Origin of the sequence: Herbaspirillum robiniae (genome assembly GCF_002213415.1) — a bacterium.
In the GTDB taxonomy this organism is placed as follows: Bacteria; Pseudomonadota; Gammaproteobacteria; order Burkholderiales; family Burkholderiaceae_D; genus Herbaspirillum; species Herbaspirillum robiniae.
In genome coordinates, this window is record NZ_NJGU01000007.1 from 340,774 (window position 1) to 361,862 (window position 21,089).

The 21,089-nt window shown below is 67.0% G+C and carries 16 protein-coding genes and 1 pseudogene; 14 read left to right on the plus strand and 3 right to left on the minus strand.

From position 1 onward, the window contains the following. Nucleotides 1–3: 3 nt before the first annotated feature. Together CEJ42_RS15210 and CEJ42_RS15215 are read right to left on the minus strand one after the other, a co-directional pair. Nucleotides 4–1,527, minus strand: a complete 1,524-nt coding sequence (locus CEJ42_RS15210; protein ID WP_088751644.1) for an FAD-dependent monooxygenase — start codon at nt 1,525–1,527, stop codon at nt 4–6. Nucleotides 1,528–1,750: 223 nt separating this feature from the next. Beyond that, a complete protein-coding gene (locus CEJ42_RS15215) occupies nt 1,751–2,899 on the minus strand; it encodes a GGDEF domain-containing protein (RefSeq protein ID WP_088751645.1) in 1,149 nt (382 codons plus the stop codon). A 384-nt stretch (nt 2,900–3,283) separates the two neighbouring features. Between CEJ42_RS15215 and CEJ42_RS15220 the strand changes: the two genes are divergently transcribed. After that, nucleotides 3,284–4,474, plus strand: coding sequence for a porin (locus CEJ42_RS15220; RefSeq protein WP_088751646.1), 1,191 nt, complete (start codon nt 3,284–3,286; stop codon nt 4,472–4,474). Between the two features lie 267 nt (nt 4,475–4,741). Here the strand turns inward: CEJ42_RS15220 and CEJ42_RS15225 are convergent, their stop codons facing one another. Next, a complete protein-coding gene (locus CEJ42_RS15225) occupies nt 4,742–5,065 on the minus strand; it encodes a hypothetical protein (protein WP_129587743.1) in 324 nt (107 codons plus the stop codon). 77 nt (nt 5,066–5,142) lie between these two features. Here CEJ42_RS15225 and CEJ42_RS15230 point away from each other — a divergent pair, with 77 nt between their 5' ends. The 13 genes and pseudogenes from CEJ42_RS15230 to CEJ42_RS25270 form a co-directional block, all read left to right on the plus strand. Then, on the plus strand, nt 5,143–6,705 hold the full coding sequence (locus CEJ42_RS15230) for a tetratricopeptide repeat protein (protein ID WP_088751678.1): 1,563 nt from the start codon (nt 5,143–5,145) through the stop codon (nt 6,703–6,705). 422 nt (nt 6,706–7,127) lie between these two features. Further along, the gene (gene dapA / locus CEJ42_RS15235; protein ID WP_079217787.1) at nt 7,128–8,015 is read left to right on the plus strand and encodes a 4-hydroxy-tetrahydrodipicolinate synthase; all 888 of its coding nucleotides are present in this window, start codon (nt 7,128–7,130) and stop codon (nt 8,013–8,015) included. A 42-nt stretch (nt 8,016–8,057) separates the two neighbouring features. After that, complete coding sequence (locus CEJ42_RS15240) at nt 8,058–9,227, plus strand: iron-containing alcohol dehydrogenase (RefSeq protein ID WP_088751648.1); 1,170 nt, start codon at nt 8,058–8,060, stop codon at nt 9,225–9,227. After that, nucleotides 9,224–11,560: a 4-hydroxythreonine-4-phosphate dehydrogenase PdxA gene (gene pdxA, locus CEJ42_RS15245; protein WP_088751649.1), complete on the plus strand. Its 2,337-nt coding sequence runs from the start codon at nt 9,224–9,226 to the stop codon at nt 11,558–11,560. Before CEJ42_RS15240 ends, pdxA begins: the two co-directional genes overlap by 4 nt. Nucleotides 11,561–11,644: 84 nt before the next feature. After that, nucleotides 11,645–13,081 (plus strand): sodium:solute symporter family protein, encoded by a 1,437-nt coding sequence (locus CEJ42_RS15250; protein WP_088751650.1) that lies wholly within the window; start codon nt 11,645–11,647, stop codon nt 13,079–13,081. 33 nt (nt 13,082–13,114) lie between these two features. Continuing rightward, entirely contained in the window at nt 13,115–14,311 is a 1,197-nt protein-coding gene (locus CEJ42_RS15255; RefSeq protein ID WP_079217791.1) for a sialidase family protein, read from the plus strand. Nucleotides 14,312–14,338: 27 nt separating this feature from the next. Beyond that, the gene (locus CEJ42_RS15260; protein ID WP_207760433.1) at nt 14,339–14,812 is read left to right on the plus strand and encodes a nuclear transport factor 2 family protein; all 474 of its coding nucleotides are present in this window, start codon (nt 14,339–14,341) and stop codon (nt 14,810–14,812) included. Between the two features lie 181 nt (nt 14,813–14,993). After that, nucleotides 14,994–15,773: a DeoR/GlpR family DNA-binding transcription regulator gene (locus tag CEJ42_RS15265; protein ID WP_079217793.1), complete on the plus strand. Its 780-nt coding sequence runs from the start codon at nt 14,994–14,996 to the stop codon at nt 15,771–15,773. Nucleotides 15,774–15,950: 177 nt separating this feature from the next. Beyond that, on the plus strand, nt 15,951–16,841 hold the full coding sequence (locus CEJ42_RS15270) for a sterol desaturase family protein (protein WP_088751652.1): 891 nt from the start codon (nt 15,951–15,953) through the stop codon (nt 16,839–16,841). Continuing rightward, a complete protein-coding gene (locus CEJ42_RS15275) occupies nt 16,838–18,034 on the plus strand; it encodes a hypothetical protein (protein ID WP_129587744.1) in 1,197 nt (398 codons plus the stop codon). The genes CEJ42_RS15270 and CEJ42_RS15275 overlap by 4 nt, the downstream gene beginning before the upstream one ends. Before the next feature lie 94 nt (nt 18,035–18,128). Then, the gene (locus tag CEJ42_RS15280) at nt 18,129–18,851 is read left to right on the plus strand and encodes a response regulator transcription factor (protein WP_088751654.1); all 723 of its coding nucleotides are present in this window, start codon (nt 18,129–18,131) and stop codon (nt 18,849–18,851) included. Continuing rightward, complete coding sequence (locus tag CEJ42_RS15285; RefSeq protein ID WP_088751655.1) at nt 18,761–20,701, plus strand: sensor histidine kinase; 1,941 nt, start codon at nt 18,761–18,763, stop codon at nt 20,699–20,701. Before CEJ42_RS15280 ends, CEJ42_RS15285 begins: the two co-directional genes overlap by 91 nt. Before the next feature lie 281 nt (nt 20,702–20,982). Beyond that, a pseudogene (locus CEJ42_RS25270) lies at nt 20,983–21,089 on the plus strand (type VI secretion system tube protein Hcp); the annotation flags it as partial.

The window sequence follows — 21,089 nt, forward strand, 5'->3', positions numbered from 1 at the left end:
CACCTAGCGCTTGCGGCCGAACCAGCGCCCGGCGGCCTGCTCGAGCTCCGGCAGGTCGCCTGCATCGGCGCCGGCCCAGGCCACGACGCCGTCCGGGCGCACCAGGAGGGCGGCCAGGCCCAGCGTGTCTGCGGCATCGGCGGCCAGGTAGTTGAGCCGGTGATGCTGTCCGGCGATCTCCCGCAGCGCCGCCGTTGCGCTGAAATCGACCAGCACGCCCCGGCCGCCGCGCAGGTGCTCGCCGAGCCGGCTCCCGTCATTGAAACTGAACTCCGGCGCGCTGCGGCCCGCCAGTGGATGAGTCGCGCCCAGCGCGTAGCGCAGCGACACGCCCCATACGCGTTCGGCGACATAGGCGGCGCCGTCGCGCGTGTCGATCAGCTCGGCAAGGATGGCGGCAAGCGCGCGTGAGCCCGGCCCCGGGCGCATGACCGCCACCTGCGCGCGCGACCAGTCCAGCACCTGCGCGCCGAGCGGATGGCGCTCGGCGTGATAGCTGTCGAGAAGTCCTGGCGGCGCGTCGCCGCGTATCGTCGCGGCCAGTTTCCAGCCCAGGTTCATCGCATCGCCCAAGCCCAGGTTCAGACCCTGCCCGCCCAGCGGCGAATGCACGTGCGCGGCATCGCCCGCCAGCAGCACGCGTCCCTTGCGGTAAGCCTCGGCCTGGAAGGCGCGGTCGGTCCAGGTGGCGGCGAGCTGCAGCGCGGTGACGCTGACGTCGGTGCCGGACACGCGGCGCAGCACCGACTGCACGTGCTCGCGCGTGATCTCCCGCATGCGGTGACAGGCGCCGCCGTCGAAGTCGGCCATGGCGACGATGCCGGGCCGCTGGTAGGTATACATGCCGGCGGCGGTGTAGTGGCGGCCGGGCGTCAACGGATTGGGTTCGGCGATGGTGAGGTCGGCGGAGTAACCGGTGAACTCCGGTTCGGTGCCGGCGAAGGTGAAACCGGCGGCCTTGCGCACCGTGCTGCGGCCGCCGTCGCAGGCGACCAGCCAGCGCGCGCGCAGCGTCCTGCCCGCCGCGCTGATGGTTACCGCATCGTCCGATTGCGCGACGCCATCGACGTCGACGTTGACGCCGCGCATGAGCTGCACGCCCAGCGCCTCGGCGCGCGCGGCCACCACCGTTTCGATGTGTTGCATGTCGGTGGTCAGCGGCGGCTCGACCGGGCCGGGCAGGCGCCACGGCCATCGGCTGTCGTCGATGCGGTCGCGATGGAACTGGATGCCGGCGAAGTGGCCGCCCGCCGCGCGCGGCTGCAGCTTCCAGTGCGGCGGCGCTTCTTCCGTCGACGGGTGTGGCGTCGTCAGCGCCTGCAGCAGGCCGCGCCGATGGAAGGCGTCGATGGTGGGTAATGACAGGCCGCGCATGCCGAACGGCAGCTGCTTGAGCGGCGCGTGCGGGTCAGCGGCGCGTTCCAGCACCACGACCGCGACGCCTGCGAGCCGCAGCTCGCAGGCCAGGAACAGGCCGACCGGGCCGGCGCCGGCAATGACTACGTCATGAATGAAAGCATCGTGCATGAAGACTCCAGAATGGTCGTTCGACCAGAACGGTTCATTTGTCTTGAGAACCGCACGGACGAACAGGAAAGCGCCTGGCGGCGCCGATGTTCGTCGTGGGACTCATGCACGGGCATGGACAGAGCTTCCGCTGGCGCGGAAGGGCTTGGGCTGGACCACACCAAGCCTGCCTTTTTCGACGTGCGTAATATAGCCGCCGGGCGGACGGCGCGCAAGCGCGGCCTCAGGCCGCCGGCACGATGCGCACGCTGTCGCGGCCGCCGCGCTTGGAGGCGTACAGGGCGGCGTCGCCCCTTTCGATCAGCGTCGCCAGTGCCGCCGGCGGCTGCTCCACCAGCGTGCCGCCCACGCTCAGCGTCACCGCCTGCGGCGTGGGAAAGGTCTCCCGCGCCATCTGCGAAAACGCTTCGCGCAGTCCATTGCCCAGCGCGGCCACGCCGTCGCTGCTGGCTTCCCGCAGCAGGATCACGAACTCGTCCCCGCCCAGGCGCGCCGCCAATGCGCCCTTGGGCAGGGCGTCGCGGATCATTTCGCTCAGCGCCACCAGCAGCCTGTCGCCGGCGGTGTGGCCGTGCAGGTCGTTGACCTGCTTAAAGTTGTCGATGTCGATCAGCAGCAGGGCGCCGGGGGCGGCTGCGGATGCCTGGCTGAACAGCGCCGGCGCGCGCGCGTCCAGCGCGCGGCGGTTGTACAGCGCGGTGAGCGGGTCGCGCGCGGCGAGTTGTTCGATGCGTTCTTCGCGGCGGTGGCGTTCGGTGCCGGTCATGGAGAGCGCGATCAGCATGATGGCCATCGCGCCTTCCACCAGCGAGACCTGGATCACTTCGCCGCGGAAGGCGGCGAGGTCGACGAAGCTGTCCAGGGCCACGGTCGAGGCCGCCTTGGCCACATAGAACAGGCCGTGCACCAGCAGCACGTAGCGCAGCTGCACCGCCCCCACGCTGAGCGACACGCCGTGCGGACGCAACAGGAAACTGGCGCGCAGCGTGACGCCGGCGATCAGCAGCGACTGGATGGCAAGCATCACCTTGGACCACCAGGGTTCGGCCGGGACGAACAGCATGGCCAGCCAGATCAGCGCGATCAGCAGCCAGCCGCGCGAGAGTCGCGTGCTGGTGAACCAGGCCACGCCGGCCAGGAACAGCCAGTGGGCGACGATCAGCAGGCCGTTGGCGAACCAGATGCCGATCAGCAGGTAGCCGCTGGAGCGCAGCAGCGCCAGCACGCAGCCCACGGTGATGATGGCGAAGCCGGCGCTCCAGAACAGCAGCGACTTCTCGTGGACGCCGCGCCATTCCACCGCGAGGTAAAGCGAGGCCGCTGCGGCCAGCGCCGTGGAAAGGATGAGTATGGTGGATGGATCAAGTGCCATGGGTGTAACGGGTCTGCATGAGCTTGCCCGCAAGAACTGATGAGACGGGCCCGGCTATTTTAGCCTCCGGCCATGCAATCGGCTTGCGGAGTTGGATTTCCGGATGGGAAAAGCTCGCCGGAGCGGCCGTTTCGGGGCCGGATCCGCCTTTTCTTTCCGTCCTTTTCCCTGGGAGAAGAGCTCAAGGCGACAGAGTGGGGATGGCAAGCACGTCGACGAAATGTCGATAAAAAAATACAACAGATGCCATTTTAATTTTTAGGCCTCATCTAAAAAATTGCTTCTATCCACCAAGGGGGAGTCACGCGCAACCAGAAGCATTAATGTCTGGCCATCCGACTGCAAGTACGGATCCTCAAGACTATTTTTATAGAAGGATGTCAAATGAAGAAATCTCTGCTGGCACTCGCCGTTCTGGGCGCATTCGCAGGCGCGGCCAACGCGCAAAGCTCCGTGACCATCTACGGCATCGTCGACACCGGTGTCGTTTATCAAAGCAAGGTTGCTACCACTGGTGGCGGCACCGGCAGCAAGTTCGGCCTGAACTCCGGCGTGATCCAGGGCTCGCGCCTGGGTTTCAAGGGTACTGAAGACCTGGGTGGCGGCCTGTCGGCCGTGTTCAACCTGGAAGTCGGTTTCTCCAATGATACCGGCGGCCTGCAAGGTTCCGACGCGAACACCTCCTCCAACCTGTTCCGCCGCAAGTCGGTGGTCGGTCTGGCAGGCGGCTTCGGTAGCGTGCTGGTCGGTCGTCAGACCGACTACGCCGACACCATCTCGGCCTACACCTCCGTGCAGGACTTCGGTGGCTGGACCGGTAACGTCGGCCACAACCTGGACCGCCTGGAAGGCACCCGCACCAACAACTCGATCAGCTACACCACCAACAACCTGGGCGGCTTCACCGGCAACCTGATCTACGGCTTCGGCGAAACCGCCGGCCAGACCTCCGCCGGTCAATCCTTCGGCGCCGGTCTGAAGTACGACAACGGTCCGCTGGGTCTGGGCCTGAACTACTACCAGTCCAAGGCTAACGGCACCGGCTACTCGTCCGACACCAGCCTGATCCCGTCGTCGAGCACCACCGCTTCGGTCAACACCCTGACCGGCACCGCCGGCAGCACCGCCTACAAGGGCTGGAACCTGGTGGCTTCGTACCAGTTCGGCCCGACACGCGTGTACGGCAACTGGTCGCGCGTGAAGCAGGACCTGAACACCCAGGCCAACCTGACTTCGGCCAGCGTCGGTTCGCTGGGCACCCTGACCAACCGCACCCTGGCGCGCTCCAAGCAGGCTGACGTGTACGAAATCGGTACCGCCTACTCGCTGACCCCGTCGCTGAAGCTGCTGGCAGCGGTTGACCACACCCGCGCTTCGTTCGATGGCGTGTCGGGCAAGGGCAAGGTCACCCAGTTCAGCCTGGGTAGCGACTACTGGCTGTCCAAGCGCACCGACCTGTACGCCTTCCTGGCATACAACAAGGCCACCGACATGGTCAACACCGGCGTCTCCGACAGCACCGGCAACGACGGCAACCAGGCCGCCGTGGCTGTTGGCATCCGCCACAAGTTCTGATGACGGCGCCGTCGATGCGGCGGCGAACCTGATCAGCAACTGAAGCAAGAAAGGCACTGCATGCGTTCATGCAGTGCCTTTTTCTTTTGCGCCGTCAGTGCGATGTCAGCGCGCTGACAGCGTGGCGTCATGCTGCCGTCAGCGGTTTCCTTCAATGGCGAAAAATGTTTACGCGAATGCTGTCGGAGATCATCTCGCGCGCCTCACGGCGAATCCGAGTTGCATCGTGCGGGACCCTGATTTTTTATAACAGTAACGCGCATTTTGTTAAGCGATTCGGTGATGTTGCAGGCGTTTCTTTGCGCCGCTGAACATGAGCTGAAAGCTTGTAACGGCGCGGGTCTTAACTGTCATCAAGAGTTCGTAATACTCCATGTCCGGATTGAATTTTCTGCGTTGCGCGCTGCCAGAATAATGATGCATCGACGCTGAAACCGATCGCTGTCCCGGGCCACATTCCCCGGTCATCCACATCTCCGAAAGCCTGAATTTTCCGACGCATCGATATGCGCCGGCGGGGACTCTTTCGTCCAGCGTCTTGCACAAACCGGATGCCGCCGCGCGCGCATCCAGATCGAAGAAAGGGCGCATGCCAACCCACGATGGCCGGCGCATGCCTTCCTCCGGTTTCCATTTTCAACAACGTCACGAACGCACAGGAAACCACCATGGCGACACGAGAAGAACTGGCCTTTATCAAGGCCGCCAGAGCAGGAGAGTCCAAGGCCCAGCTGGCCCTGGGCAGCCGCTACCTTCACGGCGGCAATGGACTGCCGCGCAGCAACGGCACCGCGTTCTACTGGTTGCGACGGGCCGCGCAACAGGGCGTCGACGACGCCTGGATGATGATAGGCCGCAATATCCCCTACGAGCAGGTGAAGGATCTGTCGGCGCCGACCGAAGCGGCGGTGTGGTACGAGAAGGCGTTTCACGCCGGCGTGGCGCAGGCCGGGCTGACCTTCGCGCGCCTGGTGCTCGACAATGCCGGACAGTTCGACGGCAACAGCCATGCGCGGGCCATCGGCGCGCTGTCGTTCTTGGCCGGTCAGGGCGACCATCAGGCGCAATGGCTGCTGGCCCAGCAGATGCAGCGCGCAGGCCAGGGCGAGGGCGGCGCCAACGATCGCCTGAAGGCGGCCATGCCGGAGGGCGGATTCAGGCTGGAAGAACGCCTCATCGCCGAGGCCGCCCACGCCGGCGTCGAGCAGGCGCAGTACGCGCTGCTGGACAAGGCCTGGAGCCGTTCCGACTACGACGCCTTCGCCAACGGCGCGGCGCCCCTGGCGGCCAGGCTGCGCGAACGCAACGCGGCCGCGATCGCGCAGATGGAGCGCGACGTCGACGTCACCAGCGCGGTGTCGCTCTCGGCCGAAGAGGCGACGCTGCTGCTGCGCTTTGCGCAATGGGGCCTGCATGAACGCCAGCCCGATCCCGACGAGGCCGGCCGCCTGCTGGAGCTGGCCGCGCTGGCCGGCAACGTCGAGGCCAGATATGAGCTCGGCCTGTTGTGCGCGAAGATGGACCATGACGGCAATCGCGTCTTCATGGACCAGGGCCTGGCCAACTTCAAGAAAGCAATCAGCTGGCTCACGCTGGCCGGCGACGGCGGATCGGCGCCGGCCTGGCATGCGCTGGCGCGCATCTACTCGCGTTCGATCTATTCGCAGCGCAACCTGAACGTGGCCTTGCAGTACCTGGAACGGGCCGCCGACATGGGGCTGGTGGAGGCGCAATACGAGTTCGCGCAGATCTCCTGGCGCAACCGCCGCGACGACAAGTTCAACGACGTGCGCGCGCTCTACTGGTGGCAAAAGGCGGCGGAGCAGGGCGACCAGAACGCGAAACAGGCGCTGGAGGATTTCGCCCCGCGGCCCAGGGCCGACAACTGGGCTGTCGCGGCGATGGCCCAGTTGAGCGACAAGCTGCGCAACGCCAACCCCTTCCTCAGCGCGCGCGTGGAGCTGGCGGCGACCTTCGGGCTCACCAAGGCCGAGGCCCTGCTGATCGACGTGAAGAACGCCGACTACGGTCATTGCCTGGTGGTCGACATCTGCGACTACTACGCCAGGAGCAAGCGCCGCCTGGTCACCATCGCCACCGAAGCGCAGCGTTCCACCCTCAACCGCATCTGCCGCCTGTTCGGCGATGTGGACTGCAGCTTCAGCGGCATGGAAGGCAATTACCGGCAGCGGCAATATCGGCTCAAGACGCTGTTCCCCGAGACGGCCTAGCGATATGAGCCCTGAGGTGGGCATGTTGTGACTGCCCGGCAAAAAGCGGCCCCGATGCGGGCCGCTTTTGTTTTCAGGGCGGTCGCCCTCGGCTTGCCGATCGCTTTGGCGGCATGGCGCTCCGATGGCCCTGGGCGGCCATTTGCGATCGAAACATTCATTTTTGCCCCGAAAAATTAATCAATGGCAATGAATGTGGTCGTTCTGGCATTTGAAATGAATATTTCGATCTAAAAATTCATTCCATCTCTTGATTTTCGAAATTCTTGGGTATATCGTGATCGCAATAATCATTAATTGCGATGTCGCGGAGACCGCTTCATTTAATAATGACCGAAATGATCATTCTGTTGTCCAGTTGATCAATCGGAACCAGCAGCCCGGATTGAACCGGTCACTACAAGAATATTGGAGATCAAGGTATGTCCATCGCCTTCAAGGGCATCGTGCCCGCGCTCATCACCCCCATGACCCGCGACGAGGAGCTCGACGAAGCCGGCCTGCGCACGCTGGTCGACCGCCTGATTGACTCCGGCGTGCATGGCCTGTTCGTGCTGGGCACCAACGGCGAGTTCATCTCGCTGTCCGAGCAGGAAAAGCTGCGCGTGGCGCGCATCGCCGTCGAACAGTCGCGCGGCCGCGTGCCGGTGATCGCCGGCACCGGCGCCTACGCCACCCGCGAGGTGGTCGAGCTGAACAAGAAGATGCAGGACCAGGGCGTCGACGCCGTCTCGGTGATCACCCCGTACTTCAACGGCGCCACCCAGCCTGAACTCTTCAAGCACTATGAGCGCATCGCCCAGTCGACCTCGCTGCCGGTGATGCTCTACACCATCCCGGCCAAGACCGGCATCACGCTCAACATCGACACCGTGCGCCGCCTCTCGGAAATCCCCAACATCCGCGGCATCAAGGACAGCGGCGGCGATTTTGATCGCCTGGTGCAGCTGATCGGCCTGCGCCGCGACGACTTCGCCGTCTTCACCGGCACCGACTCCATGATCCTGTGGACGCTGATGGCCGGCGGCGACGGCGCCGTGGCCGCCACCACCAATGCGGTGCCCAGCGTGGTCATGTCGATCTGGAACAACTTCCAGAAGGGCGACATCGCCGCCGCGCGCAAGTCGCAGGAAGCGCTGCGAGCGTTGCGCGACGCCTTCGCACTGGGCACGCTGCCGGTGGTCTTGAAGACCGCCGCCGACATCCTCGGCATGCCGGCCGGCCCGGCGCGCTCGCCGGTGCAGCCGCTGGACGACGCGGCGCGCGAGAAGCTGCTGAAGGCGCTGGCGGCTTATCCGCGCGTGGCCTGAGTTTTCCACACCCCTCACCCGACACCCAATACCGAGCAAGACATGAGTTCCATCTATCACTTCCAGACCGTCAAGCACATCGTGCACGGTCCCGGCAGCCTCGACCAGCTGGCCGACAAGCTGGCCCTGCTGGACCGCCCGGTGCGCCGCATCGCGCTGATCACCCAGCCCGTCATCGAAAAGAACGGCGTGGTGGCGCGCGTGGTCGCCGCGCTTGAAAAGAAGGACGTGCAGACCCTGGTGGTGCGCGACGTGCAGCCAGAGCCGACCATCGAGAACGTCGAGACGGTGTTTCGCGACCAGATCGCCCCGTTCGCGCCGGACGCCGTGCTGTCCATCGGCGGCGGCAGCGTGCTCGACGCCGCCAAGCTGTTCGCCGTGCGCCTGACCAACAGCCAGCCGCTGCGCGAGTGGCTGGGCGTGGACTTGATCGCACAGCCCGGCGTGCCGCTGATCCTGGTGCCGACCACTTCGGGCACCGGCTCGGAAGTCACCCCCAACGCCATCGTCACGCTGCCCGACGAAGAGCTCAAGGTCGGCATCGTCAGCCGCCACCTGCTGCCGCAGCTGGTGATCCTGGACGCCACCCTGACGCTGGACCTGCCCAAGCCGATCACCGCGGCCACCGGCATGGACGCCTTCATCCATGCGCTGGAGTCCTATATCTCCACCAAGGCCAATGCGGTCAGCGACATGTTCGCCATGGAATCGATGCGCCTGATCGGCGCCAACCTGGTCGAGGCCTACAACAACGGCCACTCGCTGCCGGCGCGCGAAGCCATGCTGATCGGCTCGATGTACGGCGGCCTGGCGCTGACCGCGGCCGGCACCGCCGCCGTGCACGCGCTGGCCTATCCGCTGGGCGGCATGTTCAACATCACCCACGGCGTGGCCAACTCGATGCTGTTGCCGCACGTGATGGAATTCAACCTCGACGCCATCGTCGGCCGCCTGGCCAAGGTCGCCCATGCGCTGGACATCGCGCGCCACGACGACAGCGACCAGGCCGCCGCCGAAAAGCTGCTGGCGCGCCTGCGCGACTGGACCGCGGCGCTGGAGATTCCGCAGGACCTGCGCAGCTTCGGCGTGTCCGAAGACCACCTGGACGCACTGGCTGCGGCCGCCGCCAAGGTCAAGCGCCTGCTGGGCAACAACCCCAAGCCGCTGAGCCTGGACGACATCAAGTCCATCTACCGCCGCCTGCTGCCATGAACGACCGCCAGCTTCAGCGCACCCGCCTGCTGATCATCGGCGACGATCTCTCCGGCACCGCCGACTGCGCGGTGACCTGCGCCAACGTCGGCCTGGACAGCATGGTGCTGCTGGGCGCCGGCGTTGGCGCCGGAGAATCGTCGGCCGAGGTCGCGGTGCTGGCGCTGGACACCGATTCGCGCCAGCTCGGCGCCGACGCCGCGGCGCGCATCAACGCCCAGGCCTGGCGCGCGCACGTCAGCGGGCGCAAGCTGTACAAGAAGATCGACTCCACCCTGCGCGGCAACGTCGCCGCCGAGATCGCGGCCCTGGCCGGGGCCGGCATGGCCATCGTTGCTCCCGCCTTTCCCAGGGCCGGGCGCACCACGCGCGAAGGCCGCCAGTTCGTGTTCGGCGTGCCGGTCGAGGACTCCGAGGTCTGGCGCAACGAACACATCGCCGGCAAGGCCGACCTGGTCGCCATGCTGGCCGGCGCGGGCCTGAAGGTCGCCCTGCTCGGGCTGGACGCGCTGCGCCGCGGGCCGCAGGCGGTAGGCGCGCAACTCGCCGCCTGTCGCGCCGAAAGCGTGCAGGCCGTGGTCTGCGACAGCGAGACCGACGACGACCTGGCCGCCATCGCCGCCGCCACGTCGGCGCTGCAGGAGGTGTACTGGGTCGGTTCCGCGGGCCTGGCCACGCCGCTGCTGCAGGCGCTGGAGCCGGGCGCGCAGCCGCTGTCGTCGCATAGCGGCATGGCGCATCGCGCGCCTGCCGGGCATGTCGAGGGCGCCGCGGGCGGCATCCTGGCCATCGTCGGCAGCATGTCCAGCGTCTCGCACGCCCAGGCGCAGGCGCTCAGGGACAGCGCGGGCGCGGCCGTGTCCCACTTCGAGATCGACGCCGCCGCGCTGCTCGACCCGATGTCGGCCAAGGCCCGCGAGATCGCCGCGCAGGTCGCGCACATCCTGCAAGACGGGCGCAGCGCGCTGGTGACGCTGAGCCAGGCCGAGCGCGCCGGCGTGGCCGACGGCGCGCGCCTGGCGCGCCAGCTGGCGGCGCACCTGGGGCCGGTCGCGCAACATGCGGCGGGACTGATCGCCACCGGCGGCGAGACCGCGCGCGCCATGCTCGCCAACATGGGCGTGGACGCGTTGAAGGTCGTCTCGGAAATCGATACCGGCGTGCCATTGATGGTCGCCGAACACCACGGCCGCATCCTGCCGGTGGTGACCAAAGCAGGCGGCTTCGGCCGTCCCGATACCTTGTACCGCGCATGGCAGCAACTGACCGCCATGCGCCATGCGGACGCGCAAGCGCCGCAACCATCCAGCGGAGAAGAAACCATGACATACCGTCCGGTCATCGGCATCACGATGGGCGATGCCACCGGCGTGGGGCCGGAAATCATCATGAAGAGCCTGGCCCGGCGCGCGCTTTACGACGGCTGCCGGCCGCTCGTGATCGGCGACGCCAAGCGCCTGCTCAACGCCGGCCGCATCACCGGCGTGCCGCTCAAGGTGCGCGCCATCTCGAGCCCGGCCGAAGCGCGCTTCACCTATGGCGAGATCGACTGCATCGACCTCGGCCTGATCCCGGAAGACCTGCCCTACGGCAAGCTCTCGGCGGTGGCCGGCAACGCCGCCTTCCAGTACATCGCGCGCACCGTGGAACTGACCTCGGCCGGCGAGCTGGACGCCATCTGCACCGCGCCGCTGAACAAGGAAGCGCTGCACGCCGGCGGCCACATCTTCCCCGGCCACACCGAGATCCTGGCGCACCTGACCGGCATCCCCGAAGTGTCGATGATGCTGGTGGCGCCCAAGCTGCGCGTGATCCACGTGACCACCCACATCGGCCTGATCGACGCCATCAACCGCATCGAACCGGGCTTGGTCCAGCGCACCATCGAGCGCGCGCACGACACGCTGGTGCGCGCCGGCATCTCTTCGCCGCGTATCGGCGTGTGCGGCATCAATCCGCACGCCGGCGAAAACGGCCTGTTCGGCTACGGCGAAGAAGAGAAGAAGATCATCCCGGCCATCGAGGTATTGCGCGCGCGCGGCTGGGACGTGGAAGGACCGCTGCCGGCCGACACCCTGTTCTACCGCGCCGGCCGCGGCGACTTCGACGTGGTGGTGGCGATGTACCACGACCAGGGCCACGGCCCGGTCAAGGTGATGGGCCTGGAAGCCGGCGTGAACGTGACGGTCGGCCTGCCGGTCATCCGCACCTCGGTCGACCACGGCACCGCGTTCGATATCGCCGGCAAGGGTATTGCCGACGAAGGCAGCATGCTGGAAGCGCTCAAACAGGCACAAGACCTGGCCACGCGCCGCGCCGCCCTGGCGGCGTAAGGCACTGCCGGCAGCGCCGGCGGCGTCACTGATAACTCAAATCTAAAACTTAATCCGGTCTGAGAGGATCGGGAGGAGAACACAATGCACCAGTTTGGAGCTATAGACACGGCCATCATCATCGCGATGGTAGTCGTCTACATCCTGGCGACGTCCTGGATGAGCGTGCGCCTGCGCAGCAAGAACACCGGCGAATTCATGGTCGCGGGCCGCTCGGCGCCGGCGGTGGTGATCGCCATCCTGCTGATGTCCGAATTCATCGGCGCCAAGTCCACCATCGGCACGTCGCAAGAGGCCTTCAAGGTCGGCATCGCCGCCTCCTGGTCGGTGATCGCGGCGGCCATCGGGTTCCTGCTGTTCGGCCTGTTCATGGCCAAGCGGCTCTACAAGTCGGGCGAGTTCACCATCTCCGGCTTCGTCGCGCAGAAGTACGGCAAGACCGCCAAGCTGGTGGTGTCGGCGGTGATGATCTACGCGCTGTTCATCGTCAACGTCGGCAACTACGTCAGCGGCGCGGCGGCGATCTCCACCGTGCTCAAGGTCAACCTGCCAGTGGCGGCCATCATCACCGCCATCGTCAGCACCATCTACTTCGCCTATGGCGGCTTGAAGAGCGTGCTCTACGTCACCATCTTCCACAGCGCCGTGAAGATCATCGGCATCTGCATCCTGGTGTGGGTCGCGCTGTCGCTGACCGGCGGCATCGCGCCCATGGTCACGGCCATGCCCGAACACTACTTCACCTGGAACGGCGCGCTCGGCGGCGGCACCATCGGCGCCTGGGTCATCGGCACGGCCGGCGCCATCTTCTCCACCCAGTTCATCATCCAGGCGATCTCCGGCGCCCGCTCCGGCGAGGATGCGCGCAAGTCGACCCTGATCGCCGCCGCCCTGTGCGTGCCGATCGCGCTGGCGCTGGGCCTGTTGGGCGTGGCTGCCAAGTTCCTGTTCCCCGACATCAAGGGCCTGTACGCGCTGCCGGTGTTCCTGCAGCACATGAACCCGGTGCTGTCGGGCATCGTCACGGTCTCGCTGGTGGCGTCGATCTTCGTCAGCGTGAGCACCGTGGCGCTGGCCATCGCCTCGCTGATCGTCAAGGACTTCTACAGCCCGCGCTACAACCCGTCGCCGGAACAGGAGCTGCGCGCCACGCGCTGGATCTCGCTGGCGGTGGGGTTCATTCCGCTGATCTTCGTGCTGTTCGTGCCGCAGATCCTGGCGCTGTCCTTCTTCACCCGCGCCCTGCGCCTGACCGTCACCGTGGTCGCGCTGATGGGCATCTACCTGCCGTTCTTCAACAGCAGCCGCGGCGCCATCTCGGCGCTGGTGCTGGCCACCGTCGCCACCACCGTCTGGTACCTGCTCGACAACCCATGGGGTGTGGACAACATGTACATCGCGCTGATCGCCCCGGCCATCGTGATGGTGGTGGAGAAGCTGCTGTTCCCCGGCAAGGGCGACGCCGTCTCGGTGTCGGCTGCGCCCGCAGATTTGCAGAACCCGGCCCGGCAGCAGCACTGACGGCCGCGCAACATTCCACACGAGGATTTTCACATGACCAGCTCCCTCTCCACGGCCACCGCCGCTCCCGGCGCGCTCACCCGCGCCGCCGGCGACGATGCCCGCACCGACGCCCACCTGCCGGCGCTGACGGTGCAGAACCATGCGGCGAACCTGGCCGCGTTGTCCAACGGCGACCTGTTGTGCGCCTGGTTCGGCGGCACCCAGGAAGGTATTCCCGACATCTCCATCTACATGTCGCGCCTGGCGGCCGGCGGCGCGCAGTGGTCGGCGCCGGTGCGCCTGTCGGAAGACGCCACCCGCTCCGAGCAGAACCCGGTGCTGTTCGAGGCGCCGGACGGCAAGCTGTGGCTGATCTACACCGCCCAGCTCTCCGGCCACCAGAATACCTCCATCGTGCGCCGTCGCATCTCTGACGACCAGGGCCGCACATGGGGCCCGATCGAGACCCTGTTCGACACGCCCGGGACCTTCGTGCGCCAGCCCATCGTGGTGGCGCGCGACGGCGCCTGGCTGTGCCCGGTCTTCATGTGCCGCGTGGCCGAGGGCGAGCGCTGGTCCGGCAACGACGACATCAGCGTGGTGATGCGCTCCACCGACGGCGGCCGCAGCTGGAGCGCGCATGAAGTGCCGGGCAGCGTGGGCTGCGTGCACATGAACATCCAGCCGTTGAAGGAAGGCGGCTTCCTCGCGCTGTACCGCAGCCGCTGGGCCGACCATATCTATAGCAGCCGCTCGGACGACGGCGTGGTGTGGAGCGCGCCGCGCGCGCTGGATCTGCCCAACAACAATTCCTCGATCCAGTTCGTGGCGCTGGCCAACGGCCACCTGGGCCTGGTGTTCAACAACAGCAGCGCGGCCAACAGCAGCGAGCGCCGCGCTTCGCTGTACGACGACATCGAGGATTCGGAAGACAGCGGCGAGCTGGTGTCGCAGGCCGCGTCGCAGCGCGGCACCGCCTTCTGGGGCGCGCCGCGCGCGCCGATGACGCTGGCCATCTCCTACGACGGCGGCAAGACCTGGCCGGCCATGCGCAACCTGGAGATCGGCGACGGCTACTGCATGACCAACAACTCGGCTGACAAGCTCAACCGCGAGTTCTCCTATCCGTCGATCGCACAGTCGGCCGACGGCAGGCTGCACATCGCCTATACCTACTTCCGCCAGAACATCAAGTACGTCACCGTCGACGAGAGCTGGGTGACGCAGGACGTGGCCGCGGCGGCCTGAGATACAAGAAGACATCACGGAGACGACATGGAAAAACACGCAATGACACGCAGGGAGGCGCTGGTGGCAATGGGAACAGGAATCGCGGCGGCCGGCATGGCCGGCAACGCCAATGCCGTAGGCGCAGCGGCGGGGGCAGGCAATGCCGCCGCGCTGGAAGGCGCGGTGGAAGCCTTGCGTCGGGCGCTGGAAGAGGGCGACGGCAAGGTGCTGTCGGCCGTGCTGCACGACCATCTCACCTACTCGCACTCGGACGGCCGCGTCTGGAGCAAGGACGTCCTGATGGGCAACGTGGCCGGCAAGAAGCGCTACCTGAGCATCGTCACGTCCGAGCAGACGGTGGACGTGCAGGGCGACGTCGGCATCGTACGCCACACCTACGACGTGGTGAACAACGACGACAAGAAGAGCACCAGCCACATCAAGGTCCTGTTGTGCTGGACGCTGGCCGACCGCTCCTGGAAGCTGTTGGCGCGCAGCGGCACCAACGCGCCGACCTGAGCGGCACAGGCAACGCAAGCAACACAAGCAGCAGAAGCAGCACAGGCGGGAGAACGGCGAGGGAAGGCAGGCGCAGCGATGCGAGGGCGGGGCAGGGGCGCGGGCATTCGGGGTTATACTCGCTGATCGCCACGCCTTCCTCGCGACGCGCGCGGCTTCGACAACCCACATCCCGTCTTCTATGAAAGTTACCCGCCGCCGCGAGGCCATGGTCCAGGCCGTCCTGTCGGGCATGACCGAGGTCGCCGCCCTGTGCGACCACTTCGGCATTTCGGAAGTCACGGTGCGGCGCGACCTGCGCGCGCTGGCCGACGACGGCCTGATCCTGCGCACCTACGGCGGCGCCGCGTCGGTTAGCACGCACGCGCCGGAAGAGTCGCTGGAGCAGCGCAGCCACAGCTTCCAGGCGGAGAAGGATGCCATCGGCGCGGCCGCGGCGGCCCATGTGGCGCCCGGCGACACGGTGTTCCTGGATGCCGGCACCACCACCGCGGCGCTGGCCAAGGCGCTGGCCTCGCGCCAGGACATCAAGGTCATCACCAACAACCTGCTGGTGGTGCAGACGCTGGCCGGCAGCCATGTCGCGGTGACCATGATAGGCGGCGACGTGCGCGAGTCCAGCATGAGCACCTTCGGTCCCATCGCCCAGCTCGGGCTGTCCCGTTTCACCTTCGACAAGGCCTTCCTCGGCGCCGACGGCGTGGTGCCGGGCCGCGGCCTGTGCGAGGCCACGGTGGAGCAGGCTTACCTGAAGGAATGCATCATCCGCCAGGCGGCCAAGGTGTTCGTGCTGGTGACGGCCGACAAGCTCAATCGCGACAGCCAGCAGCACTGGACCCCGGTCGAGAAACCCTGGACCCTGGTGACCGACGCCATGCCCGGCCACGCCGGCCTGCATGCGTTCGAGAACCTGCCGGGGGTGAAGACCGAGTCGGTCGATCTTGCCTTGCGGTCACACTGACCCGCGCCGGCGGCTGCCCCGGCCTGACCAGGCTAACTAGTTTCAGCGATTTCCAATTTTTCCTCGCCACGTATGATGGCCGAGGCTCAGCGTGCATCATCCTGGCCGCAGGCAAGCAGCCGGCGCCGGTTCGCGCGGACTGCCACCCGAACAATCCTCCGGCAGCATACGCGTCCCATGAACGACCTACCCAACATCATGCTGGCGGCCTTGCCCGCCTTCACCGTGCTGATGCTCGCCGAGGGCATCTACGCCTGGCGCGCCGGCCGCGGCGACTACCGCGCGCCCGACACCGCCGCCAACATCGTGCTCGGCCTGGGCAGCATGGTGATCGGCGTGCTGAGCGCCGGCGCCATGCTGCTGTTCCTGAGCTGGCTCTACACCCACCGTGTGTGGACCCTGCCGGTCGACGCCTGGTGGGTATGGGCGCTGTGCTTCTTCGCCGACGACCTGTCCTATTACTGGTTCCATCGCATCAGCCACGAGGTGCGCTGGTTCTGGGCCTCGCACTCGGTGCATCACTCTTCCGAGCAGTACAACTTCTCGGTGGCGGTGCGCCAGACCTGGACCGGCGTGATCACCGGCTCCTTCCTGTTCTGGTTCTGGATGCCGCTGGTGGGCTTTCATCCCAAGATGGTGCTGTTCATGCAGTCGGTCAGCCTGATCTACCAGTTCTGGATCCACACCCAGAGCATCGGCCGCATGCCGTCCTGGTTCGAGGCCGTCTTCAACACCCCGTCCCACCACCGGGTGCACCACGGCAGCGATTTCGACTATCTCGACGCCAACTATGCCGGCACGCTGATCATCTGGGACCGCCTGTTCGGCAGCTACATTCCGGAGACCTTCAAGCCGAAGTACGGCCTGACCTCCAGCATCGGCACCGACAACCCGATTCGCATCGCCTTCTACGAGTGGCGCAATATCGCGCGCGACCTGCGCAAGTCGCGCGGCCTCTCGACCATGCTCAACATCCTGTTCCAGCCGCCGGGCTGGAGCGCGGACGGCAGCTCCATGACCACGCGCCAGGCGCGCGCGGCGGCCCGCAGGAAAGACACCGGCGCTTGAAACCGCCGAAGATGAACCCGTTGCGGCGCGCATGCGCCGGCCTGATCGCGCTCGCCCTGGCCATGGCGTCGTCGGCGGCGCTGGCGGAGAACCCGGGCGAGATCGTGCTCGATCCCGGCGCGGGCGCGTTGTCAGGCAAGGGCGCAACGGCGGCGAGCAGCTATCCGGCGTTCAACTGGGAGATGCTGCTGGCGCTCGAGAAGACGCGGCTGGGCCAAATCAGCGCGGACCAGGGCGCGGCGCCGTTCTCGCAGGCCAATTTCCTGGATCCGATCGTGCAGCTCGCGCTGGAGTTCAAGCTGTCGCCGGAGTGGGGCGTCTACGCGCTGAGCCAGGCCAGGAACCTGTCGGGCGGCGCCGACAATCGCGTCTTCGACGGCGTCGACGCGCAACTGCTCAATCTGTTCCTGGCCTACCAGAGCCAGGACAAGGAGCGCAGCGTCTTCGCCGGCAAGTTCGACGTGTCCTTCGGCGAGGCCTGGCATCGGGTGGACGGCATCTATTCGGGATTCTCCGAGGACTATCACTACCAGGGCGCGCTGGGGCTGGGCGCGCGCCGCGGCTGGCGCAGCGGCTGGGGCAAGATGGCGCTGAGCGCAATGGCCTTCAAGCGCGACCACGGCATCACGCGGGATACCTGGTTCGCCCCTCGCGATGAGCTGCGCGCGCAGGCCGATGAGAACGGCCTGGCCAATACGCCCGGACTCCGTTCGGCCGGCCTGTCCTGGGAGCTGTCGGAGATGCCCGGGGTCGACGGCCTGCGCCTGAACGTCGACGCCGGCCATGTCGCGCAGGGCATCCAGGGGCGGCGCGCCATGGATGTCGCCGCCGCGACGCTGGAATACAAGCATCAGCTGGCGCAGGACACCGAGCTGCGCCTGTACGGCGAGCTGGTTTCTGCGCGCGGCTTCGACGGCCGGGAGCTGGCGGCGCAGCACGCGACCTTGTCGGCGTCGCTGGTGGCCGGGCGTTTCGTCTGGACCGCGACCGGCGCGCGCCGCAGCTTTTCGGCGCTGAGCGGCGACCTGGCGTCGCAGGGCATGACGCCGCGCGACCGCGGCGTCGCGGTCGCGCTGACCTATGCCAGCGAGGCCGGACCGGTGCTGCAGGCCGGCGTGGCGCGCCAGCATGCGCAGGGCCTGGCGGTGACGCAGCTCACCCTGCGCGCGATCTGGCTCTGGGCGCCGCATTGAACGGCCGAAGGCGCAGCGCACGCGGTCCGGCTTGCGTTACCATATTCCGGCCTTTGCATATCCGGGAATCCCACTGTCCTTACAAGAACCAGCAATGAGCGCTCACTCCCACGAAGAATCCATCCTGCCCAGCCCGCTGCTGGTGGTCGAAGACGAACCGCTGGCCCAGCTGCGCCTGCGCGGCGTGCTCACCCAGCTGGGCTACCCGGCCGAGGCGCTCACCTTCGCCGGCAGCATCGCGCGCGCCGAGGCGCTGCTGCATGAGAGTCCGTTCGCGATGGTGCTGGTCGACGTCGGCCTGCCCGACGGCAACGGCGTGGACCTGATCCGCCGCATCCACGCGCGCGACGCCGCCTTGCCCATCCTGGTGATCTCGACCTGGAACACCGAGCGCGTCATCGTCGACGCCCTGCAGGCGGGCGCTACCGGCTATGTGCTGAAGGAGCGGGAGGACGACGAGATCGCCATCTCCATTCGCAGCGCGCTGCGCGGCGGCGCCCCCATCGATCCCTTCGTGGCCAAACGCATTCTGGAGCTGCTGGCGGGCAAGGGGGATGCGGCCGCCGCTCCCGCCGCCCCAGCGCCCGTCGCACCGGCTGCCGCTGCCGCGCCCGCGCCGGGCGAGTTGCTCAGCCCGCGCGAAACCGAAATCCTGCTGCTGGTCTCGCGCGGATTGACCAACCGCGAGATCGCCGGCGTCCTTTCCCTTTCCAGGTTCACCGTCGAATGCCATATCCGAAACGTCTACAAGAAGCTGGCCGTGAGATCGCGTACGCAAGCGGTGTTCGAAGCGCGCGTGCTTGGCTTTCTCGAATAGTCCTGCTGCTCTTCTGCCTGGTCGGCGGGCTGGACGCCGCGCTGGCCCAGCCCGCCTCCGGCCAGGCGGTGGCCGGGCTGCGGGTGGAGGCGGCGCGCGCGCAGCCGCTGGACAAGCAGGGCGATATCCCGATCGAGTCCGACCGCCCGCCGGCCACCGGCTGGAGCGAGGTCACCCTGCCCGACATGTGGTCGGCGCGCTGGCCCGATTTCGACGGCGTGGTCTGGTACCGGGTGCACTGGGTCCGGCGCGATGCCGCAGAACCGGCGTCGCTGGCCATCGGCTACCTGAACATGGCCGGCGCGGTCTACCTGAACGGCAGCTTGCTGGGACGCGACACCAGCCTGGCCGAACCGCTCTCGCGCGCCTGGAACCTGCCGCGCCACTTCGTGCTGCCCGCCGCGCTGCTGCGCACCGGGGACAACGTCATCGAGATCCGCGTTTCCGGGCAGGCGCGCCACCAGGCCGGGCTCGGCCCGGTCACCGTCGGCGCGCCGGCGGCGGTGGCGCAGGCCTACGACAAGGAGCACTGGCTGCGCGTGCAGTCGCAATGGTTCTGCCTGGCGGTGGCGTTCACCATCGGCTGCTTCTTCCTGGCGATGTGGCTGATGCGGCGCCAGGCCGCCGTCAACGGCTGGTTCGCGCTCACCTCCCTGGCCTGGTGGGCCTGCACCTACAACCAGATCGCCTACAGCACCTGGCCGTTCTCCAGCTCGGACGCGTGGGAGGCGGCCAATACCTCCTTCCTGCTGTTGTTCAGCGGCTCCTTCGCGATGTTCATCCTGCGTTTTTCCATGCAGCGCTGGCGCCGCTACGAAATCGCCCTGTGGAGCTGCGCGGCGCTGGCCTGCCTGGCGCTGTGGCTGGCGCCGGCGGCCTATCTCGGGCCATTGCGTAGCCTGCTGACGGCGGCGCAGAGCCTGCACTACATCATCGTGTCGCTGGCCTTTACCGTGTTCGCCCTGCGCAACGGCCGCGCCGACCATCGCATCCTGGCCTTCTTCCTGATGCTGGCGGTGGCCGCCGCGATCCACGACACGCTGATGTTCGTCGGCATCTCCAGGGACAACATCTACCTCAGTCCATTGTCGGTGGTGGTCGAGATGATCTGCATGGCGCTGATCCTGGGCTGGCAGTTCGTCGCCAACCTGCGCCGCATCGAGCGCTTCAACGGCGAGTTGCGGCAGGCGGTCGAGCAGGCGCGCAGCGAACTGACCCAGACGCTGCAGCGCCAGCATGAGCTGGAGATCTCCAACGCCCGCCTGGGCGCGCGCCTGAACCTGGCGCAGGACCTGCACGACGGCCTGGGCGGCACCCTGGTCAGCAGCATCGTCACGCTGGAGCGCGCGCCGCAGGACATGCCGCCGCAGCGCTTCCTGACCGTGCTCAAGGAATTGCGCGACGACCTGCGCATCATCATCGACTCCTCCACCAACCAGCAGTACGGCGCCACCACGCTGGATGGCCAGCTCTCGCCTTTTCGCCACCGCCTCACGCGCCACGCCGAGGCGCACGGCATCGAATGCGGCTGGCAGCTGGCCGGCATCGACACCTGCACGCTGCCGCCGGCGTCCTGCCTGGAGCTGATGCGGGTGCTGCAAGAGGCGCTCACCAACGTGTTTCGCCACAGCCGCGCCAGCCGGGTCGATATCGAGCTGCGCCATGAATTCGGCCGCCTGCTGCTGGCGGTGCGCGACAACGGCATCGGCTTCCGGGAGGAGGCGCAGGCCGGCCGCCACGGCGCGGGGCTGGCCAGCATGCGCGCGCGCGTGAACCGGCTGGGCGCCACGCTGACGATCGCCTCCGCGCCCGGCGCCACCAGCATCGAGGTGATCCTGCGGGTGCAGTAGAGCCGCCGGCAAAGGCCGGATGGGGAGCGCACGCCGGCACTACCTAGTTTCAAGGATTGCCGCAGGCGCGGCCCCTTTGTACATTGGCCTGCCCATGGCGCAGGGATGGTTTCATCTGTAACGCAATGGCGCCGGCGCGACATGCGGCTGTAACGCGCGGATCCCAGAATGGAACCCATGCACAGACCACATGAGACGCAACGGTCCGGGCAAGAGCCGCTCCCCGGCGCGACGCACCGGGGCGGCACCGCAGACCCCATCAACCGACAAAGGAAACCATCATGCCAATGCCCTGCTACCTGATCCTCGAAGGCCAAAACCAAGGCAAGATCGAAGGCTCGACCAAAGTCAAAGGCCACGAGGGGAAGATTCTCGTGCAAGCCGTGGA